The sequence below is a fragment of the Halomonas sp. genome, from assembly GCF_034520545.1.
Classification (GTDB): Bacteria; Pseudomonadota; Gammaproteobacteria; order Pseudomonadales; family Halomonadaceae; genus Halomonas.
Map to the genome: position 1 here is coordinate 525,544 of NZ_JAXHNN010000010.1, position 19,451 is coordinate 544,994.

Genomic DNA, 19,451 nt, shown 5'->3' on the forward strand with positions numbered 1-19,451 from the left:
CCGGGCTCAGCCGCCCGAAAGCTCGCTCTCGATGGCTGCCAGGGCGGCCATGGGATCTTCTGCCCGGGTCACCGGGCGCCCCACCACCAGATGGCTACTGCCGGCAGCCAGGGCATCGGCCGGGGCCATGACGCGACGCTGGTCGCCGTGCACGGTAAAGATCGGCCGAATGCCGGGCGTGACCTTTAGAAACGCGTTGCCGCAAAGATCGCGCAGACGTGACGCTTCCTGGGGCGAGCAGACCACCCCGTCCATGCCGCTGTCACGGGCCAGCACGGCCAGACGATCGACCTGGTCGGCAGGCGACGCCTCGAAGCCCACCTCCGCCAGGTCAGCGGCCTCCATGCTGGTCAGCACCGTCACGGCGATCAGCCGGGTCGCCAGCCGCTGGCGATCCAGACGCTCGCGGGCCGCCTCCATCATCCGGCGGCCACCGCTGGCATGGACATTGACCATCCACACGCCCTGCTCTGCGGCGGCCTGGATTGCCCCGGCCACGGTGTTGGGAATGTCGTGAAACTTGAGATCCAGGAACACTTCGAAACCGCGCCCGTGCAGCGCATCGAGCACCTCGGGCCCGCTGCGGGTAAAGAGTTCCTTGCCCACCTTGAGCCGGCAGCGTGAGGGATCGAGGCGATCGGCCATGCACAGGGCGGCATCCAGGGAAGCAAAATCGAGGGCGATGATCAGGGGGGAGGCGGTGGGCACGGCAGGCTCCTGACGGGATGGGAGAGCATCCCAGTATATCAGCCATGGCCTACAGGTCATGTCGGCGAAATCGCAGCCTTTCTTACGCAATCGCTGACATCACACGGCGGCATTAGATGACAAGGGCTGCGCCGCGGGCACACTAGCTTGAGAAGGGAAGACCGACACTCCGTAGTGGCGGCCAACAATCATCGGGAACAAGGAGAGGAATCATGAACAACATCATCAAGCGCCGCCTGTTCGGACTGCTGCTGACCATGCTGCTGGGCTTCACCCCCTTGGTCGCCGGCCAGGCCCTGGCCCAGGATATGGAGCCGATCAACGTCAACACGGCAGACGCCGAGTTACTGACCGAACTGCCTGGTATCGGGGAAACGCGCGCCGCCGCGATCATAGAAGACCGGGAAGCCAACGGCCCTTACGAGAGCGCCGAGGACCTGACACGGATCAGCGGAATCGGCGAAGCTACCGTAAAGGGATTCGCCGACCAAGTAACATTCTGAACAGGGCCATGTCTCACAGCCCCGACGACGCCGGCCGCACGACCGGCGTCGTCGGGCAATCGCTGGCTGGAGAGTTGTCTAGAGTCGCAAACCGCCATCGCACTCGATCACGCGTCCCGTGAAGTAGTCGTTGGTCATGATGAAGGCCACGCTCTCGGCGATATCATCAGGCTGACCGAGCCGTCGAAGCGGTACCCCCGCAGTCAACTTGTCGAGCATGTCCTGACGCATCGAGGCGGTCATGTCCGTTTCGATGAACCCCGGTGCCACCGCCCCCACGCGAATACCGTAGCGTGCCAGCTCGGTTGCCCAAGTCGTGGTCAGCGCCACCACCCCGGCCTTGGACGCGGCATAGTTACTCTGGCCCATGTTGCCGGCCCGAGAGATGCTCGAGATATTGACGATAACGCCTTGATGGCCCGCCTCTATCATCTGTACCGAGGCCTCGCGTCCGCACAGGAAAACTCCCGTCAGATTGACATCGATCACCTGTTGCCACTGCTCCACCGGCAGGGTCTTCTCCACCTTGCCATCCTTGGCCTTGACGAGCAGGCCGTCGCGCACGATGCCCGCATTGTTGACCAGTCCATGGATAGGGCCCAGCGATGACGCGATGTCACCGAACGCCTGCTTAACGGACGCCTCATCGGCTACGTTGACCACGAAGCCGAGGGCCTCGACTCCCTCGGCGTGAAGGGCGGAAACGGCGCTGTCCAGGCTATCGCCATCCATGTCCATCAGGGCGAGCTTCGCTCCCTGCGCACCGAGTTGACTTGCCATGGCCAGGCCGAGGCCGCGGGCGCCGCCGGTGATGGCGATGACGCTGTTGTCGAGTTTCATAGGCACTTCTCCAGGAGATGGGAAGTCGCGCTGTCGGCGCGATTGCCGGGCAGCCGCCGGCAGAGGGGACCAGCTGCTGGTGCATCATTGTTATGATGCACTGCACCATTACCATAACGAATCATGGAAGGAATTTCCATCAATTCATCACGACACGGCGATGGCTTGAATTCCCTCGCCCCGCCCCAATCACCGGCGGAACTGTCATACGCGGAGTCATCATGCCCTTTCTCGTTGTCTTTACTCTCTTCGCCCTGCTCGACTTCGTCATCCTGTTTTCCGTCGGCAGCCATATCGGCCTACTGAGTACCCTGCTACTGGTCCTCGCCACTGGCTTCATCGGTCTGCACCTCATCCGCAGGGAAGGTGTCGCCACCTTCGCCCGAGCCCAGGAGCGCATGTCCCAGGGAGAAATCCCATCGGGCGAACTGTTGACCGGTGCGGCACTGATCTTCGGCGGTGCGCTGCTGATGGCACCCGGCTTTCTGTCCGATGCTCTGGGATTCATGTGTCTGATCCCCAATGCACGGCGTCAGCTGGCCAGAATGCTGGGCTGGGTGGGGGTACGCATGAAGGGCCTGCACCTGCATGCCCGGACCTACCGCCCGCGCGAGGGCACCGATAGCGACTGGCAGCAGGCCGGCCCGCGTCGGGAATTCCGGGAAGAACGTCAAAAGGATCAGCACAGCGGCCAAGCGCAAGAGCCTCTGGAAGGCGAGTTCATCTCGCGTGACGACTCGCGCTGAGCGGGGCACAAAAAAATTTCAGCTGGGGCCTTGAAAGGCCAATGCAGAGCCCCACTTATCCGACAGCATCAGGATTCGGCACGGGCTAACCCCCGGGCCATCGACACGGAAGGCGAACCTCGCCTCCACCCCGCAGCTTGACTGCGGGTTGATGATGAAAACCGCCAGGGCAACGCCCTGGCACTGCAAACCATCAGGAGAACGTGAGCAATGAACATCCGTCCCTTGCACGATCGCGTCGTGATCCGTCGCGTTGAAGAAGAACAGAAGACCGCTGGCGGCATCGTGCTTCCGGGAAACGCCCAGGAAAAGCCGACTCGTGGCGAGGTCCTTGCTGCCGGTAACGGCCGGATCCTCGACAACGGTGATGTCCGCCCGCTCGACGTCAAGGTCGGTGACACCGTGATCTTCAAGGATGGCTTCGGCGTCGAGAAGCAGAAGATCGACGGCGAAGAGGTGCTGATCATGAGCGAGTCCGACATCCTGGCCGTTGTTGAAGGCTGAACCCGGACACGACCCGCAACTGCTCGATACTGACGTTCACGAACTCACAGGAAATATACGAAAATGGCAGCAAAACAAGTCAAGTTCTCTGATGATGCCCGCAAGCGCATGGCGCGCGGTATCGATGTCCTGGCCAACGCCGTCAAGGTGACCCTGGGGCCGAAGGGTCGCAACGTGGTCCTGGAGAAATCCTTCGGCGCACCGACCGTCACTAAAGACGGTGTCTCGGTAGCCAAGGAAATCGAACTCAAGGACAAGTTCGAGAACATGGGCGCCCAGATGGTCAAGGAAGTCGCTTCCAAGACCTCCGATGTGGCCGGTGACGGTACCACTACCGCAACGGTTCTGGCTCAGGCCATCGTCACCGAGGGCATGAAATCCGTGACCGCGGGCATGAACCCGATGGACCTCAAGCGCGGCATCGATCAAGCCATTACGGCTGCCGTCAAGGAAGTCCAGGCACTGTCCGTGCCCTGCACCGACTCCAAGGCCATCGCCCAGGTCGGCACCATTTCCGCCAATGGCGACGCCCGCATCGGTGAGATCATCGCCGAGGCCATGGAAAAAGTCGGCAAGGAAGGCGTGATCACCGTCGACGAAGGCCGCGGCTTCGAAGACGAGCTGGATGTCGTGGAGGGCATGCAGTTCGATCGTGGCTACCTGTCGCCCTACTTCGTCACCAACCAGGACACCATGGCGGTCGAGCTGGAAGACCCCTATATCCTGCTGGTCGACAAGAAGATCTCCAACATCCGCGAGTTGCTGCCGACGCTGGAAGCCGTCGCCAAGGCAGGCAAGCCGCTAGTAATCGTCTCCGAGGACATCGAGGGCGAGGCACTGGCCACCCTGGTGGTCAACACCATGCGCGGCATCGTCAAGGTCGCTGCCGCCAAGGCACCGGGCTTCGGTGACCGTCGCAAGGCCATGCTTCAGGACATCGCCATCCTTACTGGCGGCACCGTGATCTCCGAAGAGGTCGGCCTGACCCTCGAGCAGGCAACCCTGGATCACCTGGGCACCGCCAAGCGCGTGACCATGACCAAGGAGAACACCACCATCATCGATGGTGCCGGCCAGGACGGTGATATCGAAGCACGCGTCAGCCAGATTCGCGCGCAGATCGAGGAAACGTCCTCCGACTACGACCGCGAGAAGCTCCAGGAGCGCGTTGCGAAGCTTGCCGGCGGTGTCGCCGTCATCCGCGTCGGTGCCGCCACCGAGATGGAGATGAAGGAGAAGAAGGCCCGCGTCGAGGATGCCCTGCACTCCACTCGCGCCGCCGTCGAGGAAGGCGTGGTGCCAGGGGGCGGTACCGCCCTGGTGCGCATCCTGGCCAAGGTCGCTGAGACCAAGGGCGACAACGAGGACCAGAACCACGGCATCGCGCTGGCCGTACGTGCCCTGGAATCTCCGCTGCGCCAGATCGTGACCAATGCCGGCGAAGAGGCTTCCGTCATCCTCAACAAGGTGAAGGAAGGTGAAGGCAACTACGGCTACAACGCCCAGACCGGCGAGTTCGGCGACCTGTTCGAGATGGGCGTGCTGGACCCGGCCAAGGTGACCCGCTCGGCCCTGCAGTCTGCAGGTTCCGTCGCCGGCCTCATGATCACCACCGAGTGCATGATCGCTGACGATCCGGACGAGAAAGAAGCCGGTGGCGCCGACATGGGCGGCATGGGCGGAATGGGTGGCATGGGCGGCATGATGTAAGCCAGCCCCCTGCCCCAGGCTCTGCCCTTCCAAGCAAGGCCTGAGACAGACCCCGCCGGTGAGAGCCGGCGGGGTTTTTTGTTGCCAGCGCCGAGCCACAAGCGCCAAGGAACCCAGAGCAAGGCTTGGCGGCTTGGCGGCTTGGCGGCTTGGCGGCTTGGCGGCTTGGCGGCTTGGCGGCTTGGCGGCTTGGCGGCTTGGCGGCTTGGCAATGTAAAATGTCCCCCTTGTCCACCTCACCACCAGGCCTGTCCTAGCCCCATGCTATCGAACATCCGCATCGTCCTCGTCCAGACCTACCACCCCGGCAATATCGGCGCCTCGGCCCGGGCCATGAAGACCATGGGCCTGAGCGATCTGGTGCTGGTTACGCCCCGGCAGTTCCCCGACCCCGAGGCCTCACGACTGGCAGCAGGCGCCGAGGACCTGGTGGATACAGCGCGGGTGGTCGGCTCGCTGGCGGAGGCGGTAAGCGACTGCGTGCAGGTGGTCGGGGCCAGCGCGCGGCTGCGCAGCCTTCCGCTGCCCCACTTCGACGAGCCCGACGAGATGGCCCGGGACCTGGTGGAACATGCCGCCGACGACCCGGTGGCGCTGGTCTTCGGCCGCGAGCGCTTCGGCCTGACCAACGACGAGATCCGCTGCTGCAGCCACCAGGTGAGCATTCCCGCCAATCCCGACTACGGCATCCTCAACCTCTCCCAGGCGGTGCAGGTCCTGGCCCACGAGCTCTTCACCGCCTGGCGGCGCCGCCCCGCCAGCGGCTACCGCCCACCTCGGCCGTCGCAGGAGCGCCAGCCGACGCGCGAGCAGCTCGGCCACTTCCACGAACACCTGAGCCGGGTGATGCAGCGCAGCGGCTTCATCAATCAGCCCCATGCCCGTACCGAGGCACAACTCGAGGCCCTGTTCGCCCGCGCCCAGCCGAGTCGCAAGGAGCTCTCACTGCTGCGCGGCCTGCTAGCCTCCCTGGAGGACCACCTGCCAGATTCATAACGTCATCGCCGCTAGCCAGCCGAAGGCAATCAGCGGGATGTTGTAGTGCAGGAAGGTCGGCACCACGCTGTCCCAGATGTGATCATGCTGGCGGTCGACGTTGAGCCCCGAGGTCGGCCCCAGGGTAGAATCCGAAGCGGGCGAGCCGGCATCGCCCAGCGCCGCGGCGGTGCCCACCAGGGCCACAGTGGCCAGCGGCGAGAAGCCGAACTGCAACGCCAGGGGCACGAAAATGGCCGCAATGATCGGGATGGTGGAGAACGAGGAGCCGATGCCCAGGGTGATGAATAGCCCCACCAGCAGCATCAGCAGTGCGGCCAGACCGCGGTTATCGCCGATGACCGCGACGCTGGAGGCCACCAGGGTTTCGATCTGACCAGTGGCGGTCATCACCGCAGCGAAGCCCGAAGCGGAAATCATGATGAAGCCGATCAGCGCCATCATGCGCATCCCGCTGGTGAAGAGGTCATCGGCTTCGCGCCACTTGAAGATGCCGCCTACCGACAGCAGGGCGAAACCTACCAGGCCACCCAGCACCATAGAGCCAGTGTAGAGCTGGATGCCCAGGGCAGCGACGATGGCCAGCACCGACATCATCAACCCCAGGGTGTGAGTTTCATGGGTCTCCGGATGATGGTGCGGCATGTTGGTGGTGGCGACATCCAGCGCCTCGTAGTCGCGGGGCCGACGGTAGCTGATGAACACCGCCACCAGCAGGCCGAGTGCCATACCGCCCACCGGCACGCCCATGGCCAGGGGCACCATGCCGCGACTTATCTCGAGTCCCAGCGCCTCACCGGCCTGGTTGATGTTGGCCAACAGGATGTCATTGAGAAAGATTGCCCCGAAGCCCACCGGTAGCGGCATTTAGGGGGCTGTCAGACCGAAGGTCAGTGCGCAGGCCATGGCCCGGCGATCCAGGCGCAGCTGGTTCATCACCTTGAGCAGTGGCGGGATGAGAATGGGGATGAAGGCGATGTGCACCGGAATCAGGTTCTGGGAGGAGATCGCCACCAGCAGCACCGCGCCGAGTAACAGATACTTGACCACGGCCTTTCGGTTAACGGTAGCCTCCTGCCCCAGCAAGGCGATCAGTCGCTTGGCCAACAGGTCCGGCAGCCCCGAGCGCGAGATCGCCACCGCGAAGGCCCCGAGGGTTGCATAGGCCAGCGCCACCTTGGCGCCGCCGCCCACCCCGTCGTTGAAGGCCGCCAGGGTCGCCTCGATGGAAAGCCCGCCGACCAGCCCCCCGACCAGCGCACCGACCACCAGCGCAAAGACCACCGAGACCCGTGCCAGCGACAGGCCCACCATCACCAGCACCGCAATGATTACTGCATTCATGACAGCCTTCCCGAAAAAGGAGTTGGATTGAGACGAAACGGCGCAGGATTCTACCAGGAGCAGGCCCTGCCTGCCGGCACGGCTCACACCGATGTCATGCCACCGTCATCCGGCCATCACGTCGCTGTCACGGGGATCGGCGATAACATCGGGGACGAGCAAGGGATACTGCCGGGCATGTCGCCAGGGACGCGAGGGGGCTGGACGCCCCCCAGGGAGAACGGCATCGGGAGGATGCCCAGGGAGGAGAGAGATGCCGCCACGACGCACGCGTCGTGGCGTTTTTCATGGGCGACGCTCCGAAGGCTCCCAGCCGGGAACCCCCTCGCGTATGCGGCGGGAGAAGTCATGGCCATCACCGGCCCGCCGGGCACGCTCGGTGATATCACCACGCCGGCGCAGCTCGTGCAGGGAATAGCCCGAGACCAGGCCGCCATGGTCATGGATGTAGCTCGGCAGCAGGCCGCTGAGCAGCAGGCGATGGTCCATCGGCAGCCCCTCGATGATCCGGCGCATCATGGCGAACACCAGGGTGGTGCAGTTGGCGGTGATGGTATGGTAGAAGCGCGGCTCGCGCTCCAGATCGTTGGCAGCCGCTACCAGGGCCAGCAGCAATTCTCGACGGGCGTCGGGCGAGAGGGTGACATGGTAGAGGGTGACTCGCTCACCACGCACGTTACTGCGCAGGCGCACGGCGTCGCGCTCGTCGGCGGCGATGATCGCCAGCTCATATTGCTTGAAGAAGCCCCCGATCTCCGAGAAACGCTCGTAACGCTCGCGACGCACCTCCACCGAGAAGGCCACGAAGTCGTCCTCGCCCGGTACCTGGCCGGAAAAGCCGAAGGAGACCAGCACATGGGCGATCCCCGGCCGACCCCAGCTCGAGACGAACAGATCAACCGCCTTAAGGCGATGCAGGTCGTAGACGCGCCGCTCCCAGCCTCCGCGAGCATCGTCAGGCGTCTGCCAGTCGAAGTGACGCACGCTATGCAGGGTCAGAAGATGTCCTTCGACGTTTCCCGTCGCAAGATGGGCAACATCGTCGGCCCAGTCCAGGTGCTTCGCCGGTGTCAGGCGTCGCCACCAGGACAGCAGCGCCATCATCTGCACCGCCATGGCGCAAAGCGGCCCCAGCCGAGCTCCCTGCCAGGCCAGCCAAAGCCAGAAGCTTCCCGCCAGCAGCCAGAGCCCTACCACCAGCCACCTCCCGAGCCGCGGAAGTGCTATGCGATATCCCAGCGCCAGCGCCCCCCAGAGGGTAGCGAACAGCAGCGCCAGGCGCAGGATGCCATCCAGCAGGGCCATCATCGTCGTCGTCCTTGCAAGAGGGACCGGAGGTCAACCTCGGCGGGCGGCGTCTCAGGCTGCGGTCAGCCAGCCGGCGAAGCCCTGCAGGTCATCCCCCAGCTCACCTCGGGTGACACGGTGATAGAGCCTCTGCAGCCGGGCGGTCAGTGACGCCTCGGCAATGGGTTTGTCCGGCGGCGGCGCCCCGGCTCGGGCGCCGATGTGTCGACCATCGAGCTCACGCAAGGGCAGCAACTCGGCCGCAGTGCCGGTGACGAAGGCCTCGTCGGCAATATAGAGCTCGTCACGCGTGATACGTCGCTCGCGCACCTCGATGCCCAGCACCTCGCGTGCCAGATGAATCACGCTGTCGCGGGTGATGCCCTGCAGGCAGGAGGTCACCTCAGGGGTATGCAGCACGCCATCGCGGAGCAGGAAGATATTGGCCGCCGAGGCCTCAGCGACATAGCCCTCCGGGTCGAGCATGATCGTCTCGTCGAAGCCCGCCTTCACGGCAGTGTTGAGCGCCAGCATCGAGTTGACGTAGTGGCCGTTGGTCTTGGACCGACAAAGGCTGATGTTGACATGATGGCGCGCCCAGGAGGAGGTCAGCGCGCGCAGGCCGATCGATGCGGCCTCCGGTGAGATGTAGTCTCCCAGGTCCCAGGCAGCGACCATCACGTGCACGGTAAGCCCCTTGGCACGCAGCCCTAGGCCCTCGGCACCGAGGTATACCGTCGGCTTGAGGTAGGCATTGGTCAGGCCGTTGCGCTCCAGACACTGGCGCTGGGCCTGTATTAGAGCCTCGGCATCGAAAGACAACGGTATATCGAGGGCGTGAGCACTATCCAGTAGCCGACGGGTGTGCTCTACCACCCGGAACAGATGTGTGCCACGCGCTCCCTCATAGGACCGTACGCCCTCGAAGCAGCCCATGCCATAGTGCAGGGAATGGGTCAGCAGGTGGGTACGGGCATCGCGCCACGACAGCCATTCGCCATCATGCCAGATCCAACCGTCGCGGTCGTAAAGAGGTGTCATGAAGTTGCGTTCCTTGTCGAATCAGAGCCGACCGGCCGCGGCCCAGGCCGCGCGCCAGGCGTCGATCAGCTCGCGTTGATGAGGTTGCAGGGCCTGGTAGGCCCAGGCGGCGATCTCTTCGTTCTGGGGGTCGGGCACTGCAATGGCGCTGTCGGCCAGTGTCTGGAGGACCGCATGGCCGCACAGTGGGACATAGCCTTCCGAATAGCCGCCCTCGTGGACCACAACCAGTCGACCCGCGCAGCTTCGTTCGGCCAGCGCGCGAACCTGGCGGGTCATGCGCGCGAAGGCCTCGCTGTTGAGCAGCATCTTGCCCAGCGGATCCTTGGCACAGGCATCATAACCGCAGGCCACGACGATCAACTCAGGCTCAAAGGCCTCGATCGCCGGCAGCACCAGCTCGCTCATGGCGTGATCGTAGGCCCCGAGGCCGCAGCCCGGCGGCAGCGGCAGGTTGAGGCAGGCGCCCTCGCCGGCTCCCTCTCCCTGCTCATCGAACGTGCCGGTGTCCAACGGGAAATTGCCTGCCTGGTGAATCGAAACCGTCAACACGTCAGGATCCGAATAGAAGGCCGCCTGCTGCCCGTTGCCGTGATGCACGTCCCAGTCGAGGATCGCCACGCGCCCTACCTGGCCCAGGGCACGCGCCCGCATCACGGCCACCGGAATATTGCCCAGCAGGCAGAAACCCCGCCCGTAATCGGCTTCGGCATGGTGCCCCGGGGGACGACAGAGCGCGTAGGCGCGCTGCAACTCTCCGTTGGCCACGGCTTCTACCGCGGCAATGGCCAAGCCCGCCGACTGGCGCGCAGCGGCCAGGCTACCTGGTGTGTAGGGGGCACAATCGCCGCCATCGCCACCGCGTCCTCGATCGCCGACCTCCAGCGCCGTCAGATAGCGGGCTGAGTGGAAGCGCTCGAGATCCTCGCGGGTGGCCGGCAGCGGTTTACACACCGCCAGCTCGTCGATCAGGCCGGAAACTTCCAGCAGGTTCTTCAGCCGCCGCTTGCTCTCCGCGCTCTCCGAGGCAGGCTGCGGCTGCAGGAACTCGCCGGGGGCCGAGAAGACCCCGATGGCGCCCGGGTCGTGCCAGAAGCAGCGCTCGTGCCAGAAAAAACCCGCCGCCGTCATTCGTGACCCTCTTGATACTCCCAGACTTCGATGGCCGCGGCCAGGTCCTCCAGCGACGCGCCCACCGACTTGAACAGCGTGATGGCGTCAGCGGAGGAGCGCCCTGGCCGCTCGCCACGCAGCAGCTCGGCGAGGTCGCCGCGGATGGCGTCGAAGGTGAAGCCCCCTTCGTCGACGGCCTGCAGGATGTCGCCCGCCTCGCCCCGCGCCCCGGCATAGGTATCGACGAACACCTCGCTGCGTGCCAGACACTCGGCATCGGTCTCGCGCATGGTCGGCCGGAATGCACCGATCAGGTCGAGATGGCTGCCGGGAGCCAGCCAGTCGCCGCGAATCAACGGCTCGCTGGAAAGCGTCACACAGCTGATGATATCCGCTTTCCGGGTTGCCACCTCGAGGTCGGTGACCGCCGCAGTGTCGAAGCGCTCGGCGTAGTCGTCAGCCAGTTGCTCGGCCTTGTCCGGGTTGCGTCCCCAGACCCGCACCCGGGTGATGGGACGAACCGCCGCGTGGGCCTCGATCACCATGGGCGCCAGCTTGCCGGTGCCCACCACCAGAAGAGTCGCGGCATCGTCCCGCGCCAGTTCCCGGGCCGCCAGGGCCGAGGCCGCCGCAGTGCGCCGCCGAGTCAGTTCGCTGCCGTCGATGCACGCCAGGGGGCGCCCATGGGCACCTTCACTTAGCAGATAGACGCCGGCGATGGCCGGAAGCCCATGGTCGGCGTTCTGTGGGAAGACATTAACCATCTTTACGCCGATGTATCCGGCCCGCTCCCAGGCCGGCATCAGCAGCATGGTGGCCTCGCCATCGGGGCGATGCATGGCGTGATGGTGACGAGGCGGCGACTCCACACCCTCGCGAAAGGTCATGGCCAGTCGCTCGACCAGCGCCGGCCAGGCCAGAGAGGCCGACACCTCCTCGGCGGTGATGATTCGCATCTCAGGCCTCCGGGAGTGCCGCGGTGACCATGATCTCCACCTTCCACTCGGGCTTGGCGAGCTTGGCCTCGACGGCGGCACGCACCGGCGGACGACCCGGGACCACCCAGCCATCCCAGGCGGCATTCATCTGGTCGAACTCGGCCATGCTGGTGACCCAGATCTGGGCAACGACCAGGTGCTCCTTGGAGGTGCCGGCCTTGGCCAGCAGATCATCGATGCGGGCCAGCACCTGCTCGGTCTGGCCGCGCATGTCCGCAGAGGGGTCGGACGGCACCTGGCCAGCCAGGTAGACGGTACCGTTGTGCACGGTGATCTGGCTCATGCGGGCGTTGCTGTCGTGATAGGTGACGGTCATGGCGTGGTCTCTCGTCGGGGTGGCAGTCAAGCTGCGGTATAGCCGCACAGGAAGGCGGCCAGATTGTCGCCCAGGTGCTCGGTGGGGTAGCCCCCCTCCTGCACCAGCACGGTGGGCAGCGCCAGGGAGGCGAGGCGCCGCCCTACAGTGATGAAGTCATCGGTCTCCAGGGCCAGGCCGGCCAGCGGGTCATCCTTGTGGGCATCGAGCCCCAGGGCAACCACCAGCGCCTGAGGGCGGAAGTCCGCCAGGCGCTCGATCAACTGATCGAGCGTCGCGAGGAAGGTCTCACCATCGCTGCCAAGGGGCAACGGCAGGTTGACGTTGGCCCCCTGCCCTTCTCCCTCGCCGTGCTCATCGGCCCCGCCCCAGAAGAAAGGGTAGAAGTCGGCGGGATCGGCATGCAGCGAGCCGGTCCAGACATCGCCGCGGTGATAGAAGATGTCCTGGGTACCGTTTCCGTGATGCAGATCAACATCGAGAATCGCCACTCGCTCATGGCGTTCGCGCAGCACCGTGGCCGCCAGCGCCGAATTGTTAATAAAGCAGAAGCCCCCGGCCCGCTCGGGGCCGGCATGGTGGCCCGGTGGCCGGCACAGGGCATAGGCCGAGGGTTCGCCGGTCAGCACGGCATCGGCGGCGGCCTCGGCGCTTGCGGCACTGGCCAGGATGCCGGCAAAGCTGTCGGCGGTCATCGGACAGGCCATATCGTGCATATGCCAGCCCACCTGCCCCACCGGATGGCGGGGATAGTGATGCCCGCCACCGCAGGGGTGGACGTTGGGCGCCACGATCTCCGCGGCGTTCGGCAGCTCCCGCCAGCGGGCATGAATGGTCTCGAGGAAATCGAGATAGCGCGGCGCATGAATCCTGGCCAGGCGGTCTCTCAACCGCGGACTGTCGACATCGGTGGGTGGCGTCATGGAGAGGCCCATGGACGACAGTCCCCGTGTCAGCAGCTCGGCCCGCACCGGCCCTTCCGGCGAGTCCACAGGCCGGCCGCGCAGCAGGAAGGTCGGCGGCGCGTGGCGCTCCTGGTCGGGATGGTAGAAGAGCTTGATCATGGGGTTCCTTAGCCCAGCAGTGAGGGAATCCAGGTGGAGAGTGAGGGGAAGATGACCAGCAGCAGGATCACGGCGAGGAAGGCCACATAGAACGGCAGCGAGGCTGCGATCGCCCGTTCGAATGGCACGTTGGCGATCCTCGCCGCCGTCATCAGCGTCATCCCCACCGGTGGCGTCACATTGGAAATATTGAGCACCACGATCATCAGGATGGCGAAGTGAAGCGGATCCACGCCCAATTCGATCATCGCCGGTACCAGCACAGGTGCCACCACCACCAGGGCCGGCAATACGTCCATGACGGTGCCGATCAGGATCAGGATCAGGCAGACCATGATCAGTTGCAGGAAGGTCGAGTCGCTGAAGGTGGTGATCATACCCGCCGCATCGCGCGCAATGCCGGAACGGGTCACGAACCAGCCTAGCACTGCCGAGGTCGCCAGCAGGAAGAACACCACCCCCGAGAAGCGTACCGTCACCACCAGTGAATGCCAGATCTTGCGCCAGGTGAGATTGCGATAGAAGACGACGCCAATGGCGATGGCATAGACGGCAGCGAACCCCGAGGCCTCGGTGATGGTAGTCAGGCCCGAGAGGATACCGCCAAGGATGATCAACGGCACGATCATCGCCGGCAGAGCCACCAGGAAGGCCACGGCCGCCGCCTTGAGCGGCGTGGGCGCCTGCTTGGGGTAGCCCCGCTTCCAGGCCAGGAAGAAGCTGACCGCGAGCAGCGCCACGGCCATCAGCAGGCCGGGAATGATCCCGCCGGCGAAGAGATCGATCACCGAGATGTCGCGCAGCAAAGTCGCGTAGACCACCATCACCACGCTCGGGGGGATGATGGGGCCAATGATCGACGAGCAGGCAGTGATCGCCGCAGCATATTCGGCATCGTAGCCCTGCTTTTTCATCTCCGGGATCATGATCTTGCCGATCGCCACGGTATCGGTAATCGCTGCCCCGGTCAGGCCGGCGAAAAACACCGAGACCGAGATATTGACATGCGAGAGCGAACCGCGGACACGCCCGAAGAGAGCATTGTTGAAGGCGATCAGCTTGTGGGTCAGCCCACCCTGGTTCATCAGCTCGGCAGTGAAGATGAAATAGGGCACGGCGATCAGCAGAAACCCCGAGACACCGGAAAACATGCGGTCGGCGATGATGCCGAGCATGCGCTCGCCGCCCATGGCGAAACCTCCGGCCAGCCCCGACATGGCCATCACCACGGCCACCGGAGCGCCGATCAGCAGAAGCACAACAAAAATGATGATCGCGGGCGTCATGAGCGCGTCTCCCCGTCGTTGGACTCGATAAGCTCATCGATCAGCGTTTCATCGTCGATGAAGTGTTCCAGCAGGTCGAAGCCCTGAACGAGGTGAAGCAGGATGATGACCCCACTGATCGGCACCACGATGGCAGTGAACTTGCTGTGAATCTGGATCTGGTCCGAGACCATGTAGACGAGGCTCGATCCCTCGAAGTAAACCCAGCCGTACCAGACCAGCATCAGGGCGAACAGCGCGATGATGGCGAGGCAGAGACCGGCTGCCACTTTGAGCAATACCCGAGGCAGACTCCGCACCAGCAGGGTCATGGCCACGTGTTCGCCATAGCGCAGAGAAATGGTCATCGATAGAAAGCCGATCCAGGGCAGGAAGAGCCGCGCCAGGGAGTAGGTCCAGCTCAAGGTACTGCCAGTCGCCAGCTTGTAGACGAAGGCGGTGAAAGAGATGCCCAGCATGAACAGGATACAGGCCACACAGAGCACGATGGCGACCTGGTTGACGCCGTCACTCAGGCGGCGAAGTGGGGCGAGAAGACTCATGGTTGACCCTCGGGGCACGCATCGACCAACGGCACGCACCCGACAGGTGGATGACCATCATGCCAAGGGGGGGGCGTCGGCCAGCGATTCGCCCACCCCCATGGCACCGTGTATCGTTTCCTTCCTCAGAGCTTATTCGCCATAGCGGTTGGCATCCTGCTCGACCACTACCTCGCCGACCCGTGCCACTTCCTCGAGGAAGGCATCGACCTTTTCGGCCTCGATGCCGAAGTCATTGACGATCCAATCTCTCCACGCTGGCCGGGCGATCTCGGCCATGCGCTGGCGCTCCTCGGGGGGCATGATGTAGCACTCCTCGAAGCGCTCGCAGGACTCCTCCCAGCTGGCGGTAGCCAGTGCGCCTGACATGCCATGGCCGATCGCGATGGCCTCGCGGGCCGAGGTGACGATGGCCACCTGCTGCGCCTCGGTCAGACTCTGGAACCACTCCTCGCTGACCAGCCAGGCGGCACTGTTATAGACGTGGCCGGTCAAGGTGGTGTAATCGGTGACCGCATCGAAGTTGTAGGTGACATTGAGCACCGGGGCATTGAACTGGCCGTCGGCCAAGCCGGTTTCCAGTGCCGTGATCAGCTCGCCCCAGGGCAGGGGCGTGGCCGAGGCCCCCAGGGCCTTCATGATCGCCACATGGCCCGGATTCTCTTCGGTGCGGATATTGAGACCTTCGAGATCCTCCACCGTCTTGATCAGCCGCTCGTTGTTGGTGAAGGCCACGAACCCGCCGCCATCGTCGAAGGTCCCCAGATAGCGCATGTTGGCCTCTTCGATGGTGCCCGACATGAAGTCGGCGAACCACTCGCTGTCGAAGAAGGCCCAAGCCTGGCGCCAGTTATCGAAGATAAAGGGCGCGGTCATCATCTGATAGTCATCGTAGAAGGACGACATGGCCCCGGTGGTAATGATCGTTGACTGCAGGGTGCGTCCGCCCTGGACCTCGGAGGCGGTCTCCACTTCAGAACCCAGCTGTCCTCCACCGAAGATCGACACGGTGATCTCGCCATCGGTGCGCGTTTCGACCAGGTTCTTGAAATGGACCAGCGCCGGATAGACCTCGTTGTTGCTCATGTCCTCGGGAAGAAGAGTCGAGATGGCCATCTCCGTGGACTGGGCCTGCACCTGGGTGCTGGCGATGGCCAAGGGCAGTGCGGCCAGCGCCAGAGCGCCGGGGAGTGTCTTCGCTTTCATGGTCAACCTCTCGTCATATTGTCTTGTCATTGTCACGAGTCTGTCTCGCTCTCCCTACGGGGACAAAACGAGACAGCTGACCTTCAGACTAGGCCGACTCTGCCCCCTTCGCTTGCCCGGAACTGTGATGCTTTTGCCCGAGACTCAGCAATACCTCGCCCTCAAGGCGCGCCCGGGAGGGCGAGACATCGAAGCGTCGGCGGTAGGCACGAGAGAAGCTTCCCTGGTCACTAAAGCCCACCAGGGACGCGATATGGCCGAGACTCAGGCCGCTGTGGACGACCAGGGTGCGGGCGTGATCCAGGCGCCGCCGCTGGACATAGGCCAGCGGCGTCACGCCGGTCAGCTCCCGGAAGCAGGCGTGAAAATGCCCAGCGCTCAGGGCACAGAGCGCGGCCAACTGCTCGACGCGGATCTCGTCGGCGAGGTGGTGATCGACCCAGGCGTCCAGACGCGCCAGGTCGAGGCGCTCGCTGAAGCCCGGGCCGGCGGCCACGCCAATATCCCGAGGCAGAGGCTCGGACTCGAGATGCAGATAAAGCGCCCGAAGCAAAAGTGCGGCGATCTCGCTGTGCAGAGCAGGGCAGCACTCGAGCTGCTGCATCAGACTCGCCGCCAGGCGGTTCAGACGCGGCGGCACTGCGAAAAAGCGCGGCCGCTCGAAGAGACGCCCGATCGCCTCGCCATCGCGCAGTGCCGCCAGACTGCTGGCAGGAATGTCGAGCACGAAGGTGCGGTTGCGACCATCGCCCCGGTAATCATGGTGATGGCCACTGGGGATCAGGCAGCCCCGAGTGCCGGTGATGCGATCCCCCCGCCCTTCGATGGAGAGCTCGGTGGTCCCGCGAGTGGCGAGGATGAGCTGATGGTGATCATGGGCATGGGCCACATACTCCTTGCCCAAGGTGGCGGCGCGAAGATCGAGAAATGACATCGGGAATATCGCCTTCCAGTCACCATTTACAGCGTCAAGATGGCGCGATGAAAGGTTGAAAGCAAGCCGGGTGGTCAGCACTGTCCGCTCATTCGCGAGGCCTCTCGATGCCCTGAACCACGTAGTCTCGCGCCACGCCGATATGGTAATCGATGGCCTCACGACAGCGTGGACCATCGCCGCTGGCCAACGCATCGAGGATCAAGTGATGGCTCTCGGCAATGGAGTCGGGGGCCTCGTGGGTCTTGGTGATCAGAGTGATACATAGCCGCAACTCGTGAGCCAGATCATCGAATGTACTGAGCAGACGGCGGTTTCCAGCTGAGGCGATCAACAAGCGGTGGAAGGCCAGGTCCTCCTCGATGCGCTGACTTTCATCACCGCTACCCCGCTGGCGAGGCTTGCCGCTTCGTGTGGCGCGCCAGGAGTGGCCATGGCTCGCGGTCACCGGACTGTTCACCATCCTCGGCTTCAACCTGGCCATCGCCTTTGCCCAACTACGCATCCCGACCTCCCAGGCGGCAATCATCGCCTTCACCATGCCGTGCTGGGCGCTGCTGATGGCGTGGGGGCTGCTCGGCGAAAGGGTCAGGCCACGCCAGTGGCTGGGGCTGGCCACTGGCCAGATGGGGCTGGTCGTGCTGCTCGGGCCCGCGGCGCTGGCAGCCCAGACGGAGGATCTCATCGGGCCCGTCATCGTGCTCGGTGCCGCCCTTTCCTGGGCGCTGGGCACCGTGCTGATCAAGCGACGAGGCCATTGGGAGAGTCACCCGGTGGTGATCACCGGCTGGCAGTTTGCGATCTGTGCAGCACCGATGATCGGTCTGGCGGCATGGTGGGAATCGCCGCCCCCGCCCGGCGACTGGCTCGACACGACTTGGCTGGCACTCGGTTACCACCTGGTGTTCTCGATCTGCCTGGCGCAGATGCTATGGTTCCATAACGTCAACCGTCTCACCCTGGGCCAGTCCACCATCAGCACCCTGATCATTCCGGTCGTCGGTGTCCTCAGCGCCAGCCTGCTGTTGGGAGATCCGCTGACGCTGCAGGTGGTGATAGCCCTGCTGCTGATACTGGCTGCGATTGCCGTCGTCATGCTCGGCAGGCGCCGCCTTGACCGCGATCCGCCTCCGACCGACCGCGACGAAATGCCCTCGGACCACACCTGACTGGGAGTTCACGATGCCCCGTTTTCCCGACCACCTGACCGGCGACGGTCCCACCAACCCCTTCCCCGGAATCCGCGTGCTGGAGCGCCGTCTGGGCCGCGAGATCCCCCACCGCCTGGGCTCCAACGAGGGACTCGACATGCCCCATCGTGCCCTGCGCGAGCATTTCGGCGACGCCATGGTCGAGCATGCCTACTGTTACGGGGATTCGGAGGCGCTAGGGGTCCGTCAGCGGATCGCCGACCAGCAGGGCATCCCGCTCGAGGCCCTGCTGGTCGACGCCGGGGCCGACAGCTTGATCGCCCTCGCCCTGCGCACCGTGGCCGAGCCCGGCACCGTCGTGGTGGCCACCGGCGGCACCTACCCCACCTTCGGCTACTTCGCCCGGGGCCAGGGCTGCCGGCTGGTCGAGGTACCCTACGAGGAAGCGCCCGGCCGCCTCGCCCCCGACCTCGAAGCCCTTTCCGCCGCTGCCAGGCGGGAACAGGCACGGTTGGTCTATCTGGCCAATCCCGACAACCCCGGCGGCCACCTGCATGACGACGCGGCCGTTCGTCGCCTGCGCGAGACGCTGCCCGACGACTGCTGGCTGCTGCTCGACGAGGCCTATCACGACTTCCGCGATGATGCCGAGTCGCCCTTCGCCCGTGAGGTACTGCCCGGGGTGATCCGCCTGCGCACCCTCTCCAAGGCCCATGGCATGGCGGGCCTGCGCATCGGCTATGCCATCGCCGAGCCCGAGACCCTGGCGATGATGATGAAAGTACGCATCCACTATGCGGTCTCGACGCTGACCCAGGCCGCCGCCGAAGTGGTGCTGGACCATCCCGACGAGACCCGCGCGCACATCGCCGCGGTGCTTGAGCGCCGGGAGCGTCTGGCCGAGCACTTCCGCGAACTGGGTGCCGAGGTGCTGCCCAGTGCCACCAACTTCATCGGTATCCGGCTGCCCAGCGCCGAGCTCGCCGAGCGGATCAACCGGGAACTGCTCGAGGCCGGACGGCTGATTGCCCGCCCAGCGCACCCGAACCTCGGCCACGTGCTGCGCATCACTGCCGTGGAGGATGCCCTGGTGCCGGGCCGGCTGGAGATCCTGGAGCGGGCCCTGAAGCAGGGGTGAGACTAAAAGGGGCGCTGAGTCGCA

At 64.6% G+C, this 19,451-nt stretch carries 22 protein-coding genes; 7 read left to right on the forward strand and 15 right to left on the reverse strand.

What is annotated here, in order from left to right:
* Positions 1-6: 6 nt before the first annotated feature.
* Positions 7-708: an orotidine-5'-phosphate decarboxylase gene (gene pyrF, locus U5L98_RS11085; protein ID WP_322558356.1), complete on the reverse strand. Its 702-nt coding sequence runs from the start codon at positions 706-708 to the stop codon at positions 7-9.
* Between the two features lie 212 nt (positions 709-920).
* Here pyrF and U5L98_RS11090 point away from each other — a divergent pair, with 212 nt between their 5' ends.
* Positions 921-1,211, forward strand: coding sequence for a ComEA family DNA-binding protein (locus U5L98_RS11090; RefSeq protein ID WP_322558357.1), 291 nt, complete (start codon positions 921-923; stop codon positions 1,209-1,211).
* A 78-nt stretch (positions 1,212-1,289) separates the two neighbouring features.
* Here U5L98_RS11090 and U5L98_RS11095 read toward each other — a convergent pair whose 3' ends face one another.
* On the reverse strand, positions 1,290-2,051 hold the full coding sequence (locus U5L98_RS11095; protein WP_322558358.1) for an SDR family oxidoreductase: 762 nt from the start codon (positions 2,049-2,051) through the stop codon (positions 1,290-1,292).
* Positions 2,052-2,272: 221 nt separating this feature from the next.
* Between U5L98_RS11095 and U5L98_RS11100 the strand changes: the two genes are divergently transcribed.
* The 4 genes from U5L98_RS11100 to U5L98_RS11115 all read left to right on the forward strand — a co-directional run bounded on the left by U5L98_RS11100 (position 2,273) and on the right by U5L98_RS11115 (position 6,007).
* On the forward strand, positions 2,273-2,797 hold the full coding sequence (locus tag U5L98_RS11100) for an FxsA family protein (protein WP_322558359.1): 525 nt from the start codon (positions 2,273-2,275) through the stop codon (positions 2,795-2,797).
* A 210-nt stretch (positions 2,798-3,007) separates the two neighbouring features.
* Positions 3,008-3,301: a co-chaperone GroES gene (locus tag U5L98_RS11105; protein WP_133484406.1), complete on the forward strand. Its 294-nt coding sequence runs from the start codon at positions 3,008-3,010 to the stop codon at positions 3,299-3,301.
* A gap of 63 nt (positions 3,302-3,364) precedes the next feature.
* Positions 3,365-5,011 (forward strand): chaperonin GroEL, encoded by a 1,647-nt coding sequence (gene groL / locus U5L98_RS11110; RefSeq protein WP_322558360.1) that lies wholly within the window; start codon positions 3,365-3,367, stop codon positions 5,009-5,011.
* A gap of 261 nt (positions 5,012-5,272) precedes the next feature.
* Positions 5,273-6,007: an RNA methyltransferase gene (locus U5L98_RS11115; RefSeq protein WP_322558361.1), complete on the forward strand. Its 735-nt coding sequence runs from the start codon at positions 5,273-5,275 to the stop codon at positions 6,005-6,007.
* Here U5L98_RS11115 and U5L98_RS18995 read toward each other — a convergent pair.
* The 13 genes from U5L98_RS18995 to U5L98_RS11175 all read right to left on the reverse strand — a co-directional run bounded on the left by U5L98_RS18995 (position 6,002) and on the right by U5L98_RS11175 (position 17,586).
* Positions 6,002-6,874 (reverse strand): Na+/H+ antiporter NhaC family protein, encoded by an 873-nt coding sequence (locus U5L98_RS18995; RefSeq protein ID WP_416208237.1) that lies wholly within the window; start codon positions 6,872-6,874, stop codon positions 6,002-6,004. The two genes, U5L98_RS11115 and U5L98_RS18995, sit on opposite strands and share 6 nt — an antisense overlap.
* On the reverse strand, positions 6,875-7,351 hold the full coding sequence (locus U5L98_RS19000; protein WP_416208238.1) for a hypothetical protein: 477 nt from the start codon (positions 7,349-7,351) through the stop codon (positions 6,875-6,877).
* 285 nt (positions 7,352-7,636) lie between these two features.
* On the reverse strand, positions 7,637-8,659 hold the full coding sequence (locus U5L98_RS11125; RefSeq protein WP_322558362.1) for a DUF4105 domain-containing protein: 1,023 nt from the start codon (positions 8,657-8,659) through the stop codon (positions 7,637-7,639).
* 51 nt (positions 8,660-8,710) lie between these two features.
* On the reverse strand, positions 8,711-9,679 hold the full coding sequence (locus U5L98_RS11130) for a branched-chain amino acid transaminase (protein ID WP_322558363.1): 969 nt from the start codon (positions 9,677-9,679) through the stop codon (positions 8,711-8,713).
* A 21-nt stretch (positions 9,680-9,700) separates the two neighbouring features.
* On the reverse strand, positions 9,701-10,810 hold the full coding sequence (locus U5L98_RS11135) for a class II histone deacetylase (protein WP_322558364.1): 1,110 nt from the start codon (positions 10,808-10,810) through the stop codon (positions 9,701-9,703).
* On the reverse strand, positions 10,807-11,748 hold the full coding sequence (locus U5L98_RS11140) for an ornithine cyclodeaminase family protein (protein ID WP_322558365.1): 942 nt from the start codon (positions 11,746-11,748) through the stop codon (positions 10,807-10,809). Before U5L98_RS11140 ends, U5L98_RS11135 begins: the two co-directional genes overlap by 4 nt.
* Position 11,749: 1 nt before the next feature.
* Entirely contained in the window at positions 11,750-12,106 is a 357-nt protein-coding gene (locus U5L98_RS11145; protein WP_322558366.1) for a RidA family protein, read from the reverse strand.
* A 26-nt stretch (positions 12,107-12,132) separates the two neighbouring features.
* Positions 12,133-13,167: a histone deacetylase family protein gene (locus U5L98_RS11150; RefSeq protein WP_322558951.1), complete on the reverse strand. Its 1,035-nt coding sequence runs from the start codon at positions 13,165-13,167 to the stop codon at positions 12,133-12,135.
* A gap of 11 nt (positions 13,168-13,178) precedes the next feature.
* Complete coding sequence (locus U5L98_RS11155; protein WP_322558367.1) at positions 13,179-14,456, reverse strand: TRAP transporter large permease; 1,278 nt, start codon at positions 14,454-14,456, stop codon at positions 13,179-13,181.
* The gene (locus U5L98_RS11160) at positions 14,453-14,998 is read right to left on the reverse strand and encodes a TRAP transporter small permease (RefSeq protein WP_322558368.1); all 546 of its coding nucleotides are present in this window, start codon (positions 14,996-14,998) and stop codon (positions 14,453-14,455) included. The genes U5L98_RS11155 and U5L98_RS11160 overlap by 4 nt, the downstream gene beginning before the upstream one ends.
* A gap of 132 nt (positions 14,999-15,130) precedes the next feature.
* Positions 15,131-16,204, reverse strand: a complete 1,074-nt coding sequence (dctP, locus tag U5L98_RS11165; RefSeq protein ID WP_322558369.1) for a TRAP transporter substrate-binding protein DctP — start codon at positions 16,202-16,204, stop codon at positions 15,131-15,133.
* Between the two features lie 88 nt (positions 16,205-16,292).
* Positions 16,293-17,138, reverse strand: coding sequence for an AraC family transcriptional regulator (locus U5L98_RS11170; protein ID WP_322558370.1), 846 nt, complete (start codon positions 17,136-17,138; stop codon positions 16,293-16,295).
* Between the two features lie 88 nt (positions 17,139-17,226).
* Positions 17,227-17,586, reverse strand: coding sequence for an FCD domain-containing protein (locus U5L98_RS11175; protein ID WP_322558371.1), 360 nt, complete (start codon positions 17,584-17,586; stop codon positions 17,227-17,229).
* Here U5L98_RS11175 and U5L98_RS11180 point away from each other — a divergent pair.
* Positions 17,540-18,307, forward strand: coding sequence for a DMT family transporter (locus U5L98_RS11180; RefSeq protein WP_322558372.1), 768 nt, complete (start codon positions 17,540-17,542; stop codon positions 18,305-18,307). The two genes, U5L98_RS11175 and U5L98_RS11180, sit on opposite strands and share 47 nt — an antisense overlap.
* A gap of 13 nt (positions 18,308-18,320) precedes the next feature.
* Positions 18,321-19,427: a pyridoxal phosphate-dependent aminotransferase gene (locus U5L98_RS11185; protein ID WP_322558373.1), complete on the forward strand. Its 1,107-nt coding sequence runs from the start codon at positions 18,321-18,323 to the stop codon at positions 19,425-19,427.
* Positions 19,428-19,451 lie beyond the last annotated feature (24 nt).

What these genes read in the sequence shown, in the direction of transcription:
- U5L98_RS11160 (WP_322558368.1), bottom strand. Translation starts at nt 14,998, where the DNA reads ATGAGTCTTCTCGCCCCACTTCGCCGCCTGAGTGACGGCGTCAACCAG.
- U5L98_RS11095 (WP_322558358.1), bottom strand. Translation starts at nt 2,051, where the DNA reads ATGAAACTCGACAACAGCGTCATCGCCATCACCGGCGGCGCCCGCGGC.
- groL (WP_322558360.1), top strand. Translation starts at nt 3,365, where the DNA reads ATGGCAGCAAAACAAGTCAAGTTCTCTGATGATGCCCGCAAGCGCATG.
- U5L98_RS11105 (WP_133484406.1), top strand. Translation starts at nt 3,008, where the DNA reads ATGAACATCCGTCCCTTGCACGATCGCGTCGTGATCCGTCGCGTTGAA.
- U5L98_RS11130 (WP_322558363.1), bottom strand. Translation starts at nt 9,679, where the DNA reads ATGACACCTCTTTACGACCGCGACGGTTGGATCTGGCATGATGGCGAA.
- U5L98_RS11135 (WP_322558364.1), bottom strand. Translation starts at nt 10,810, where the DNA reads ATGACGGCGGCGGGTTTTTTCTGGCACGAGCGCTGCTTCTGGCACGAC.
- U5L98_RS11115 (WP_322558361.1), top strand. Translation starts at nt 5,273, where the DNA reads ATGCTATCGAACATCCGCATCGTCCTCGTCCAGACCTACCACCCCGGC.
- U5L98_RS11145 (WP_322558366.1), bottom strand. Translation starts at nt 12,106, where the DNA reads ATGACCGTCACCTATCACGACAGCAACGCCCGCATGAGCCAGATCACC.
- U5L98_RS11155 (WP_322558367.1), bottom strand. Translation starts at nt 14,456, where the DNA reads ATGACGCCCGCGATCATCATTTTTGTTGTGCTTCTGCTGATCGGCGCT.
- U5L98_RS11185 (WP_322558373.1), top strand. Translation starts at nt 18,321, where the DNA reads ATGCCCCGTTTTCCCGACCACCTGACCGGCGACGGTCCCACCAACCCC.
- U5L98_RS11090 (WP_322558357.1), top strand. Translation starts at nt 921, where the DNA reads ATGAACAACATCATCAAGCGCCGCCTGTTCGGACTGCTGCTGACCATG.
- U5L98_RS11140 (WP_322558365.1), bottom strand. Translation starts at nt 11,748, where the DNA reads ATGCGAATCATCACCGCCGAGGAGGTGTCGGCCTCTCTGGCCTGGCCG.
- U5L98_RS11125 (WP_322558362.1), bottom strand. Translation starts at nt 8,659, where the DNA reads ATGATGGCCCTGCTGGATGGCATCCTGCGCCTGGCGCTGCTGTTCGCT.
- U5L98_RS11100 (WP_322558359.1), top strand. Translation starts at nt 2,273, where the DNA reads ATGCCCTTTCTCGTTGTCTTTACTCTCTTCGCCCTGCTCGACTTCGTC.
- U5L98_RS11170 (WP_322558370.1), bottom strand. Translation starts at nt 17,138, where the DNA reads ATGTCATTTCTCGATCTTCGCGCCGCCACCTTGGGCAAGGAGTATGTG.
- U5L98_RS18995 (WP_416208237.1), bottom strand. Translation starts at nt 6,874, where the DNA reads ATGCCGCTACCGGTGGGCTTCGGGGCAATCTTTCTCAATGACATCCTG.
- dctP (WP_322558369.1), bottom strand. Translation starts at nt 16,204, where the DNA reads ATGAAAGCGAAGACACTCCCCGGCGCTCTGGCGCTGGCCGCACTGCCC.
- U5L98_RS19000 (WP_416208238.1), bottom strand. Translation starts at nt 7,351, where the DNA reads ATGAATGCAGTAATCATTGCGGTGCTGGTGATGGTGGGCCTGTCGCTG.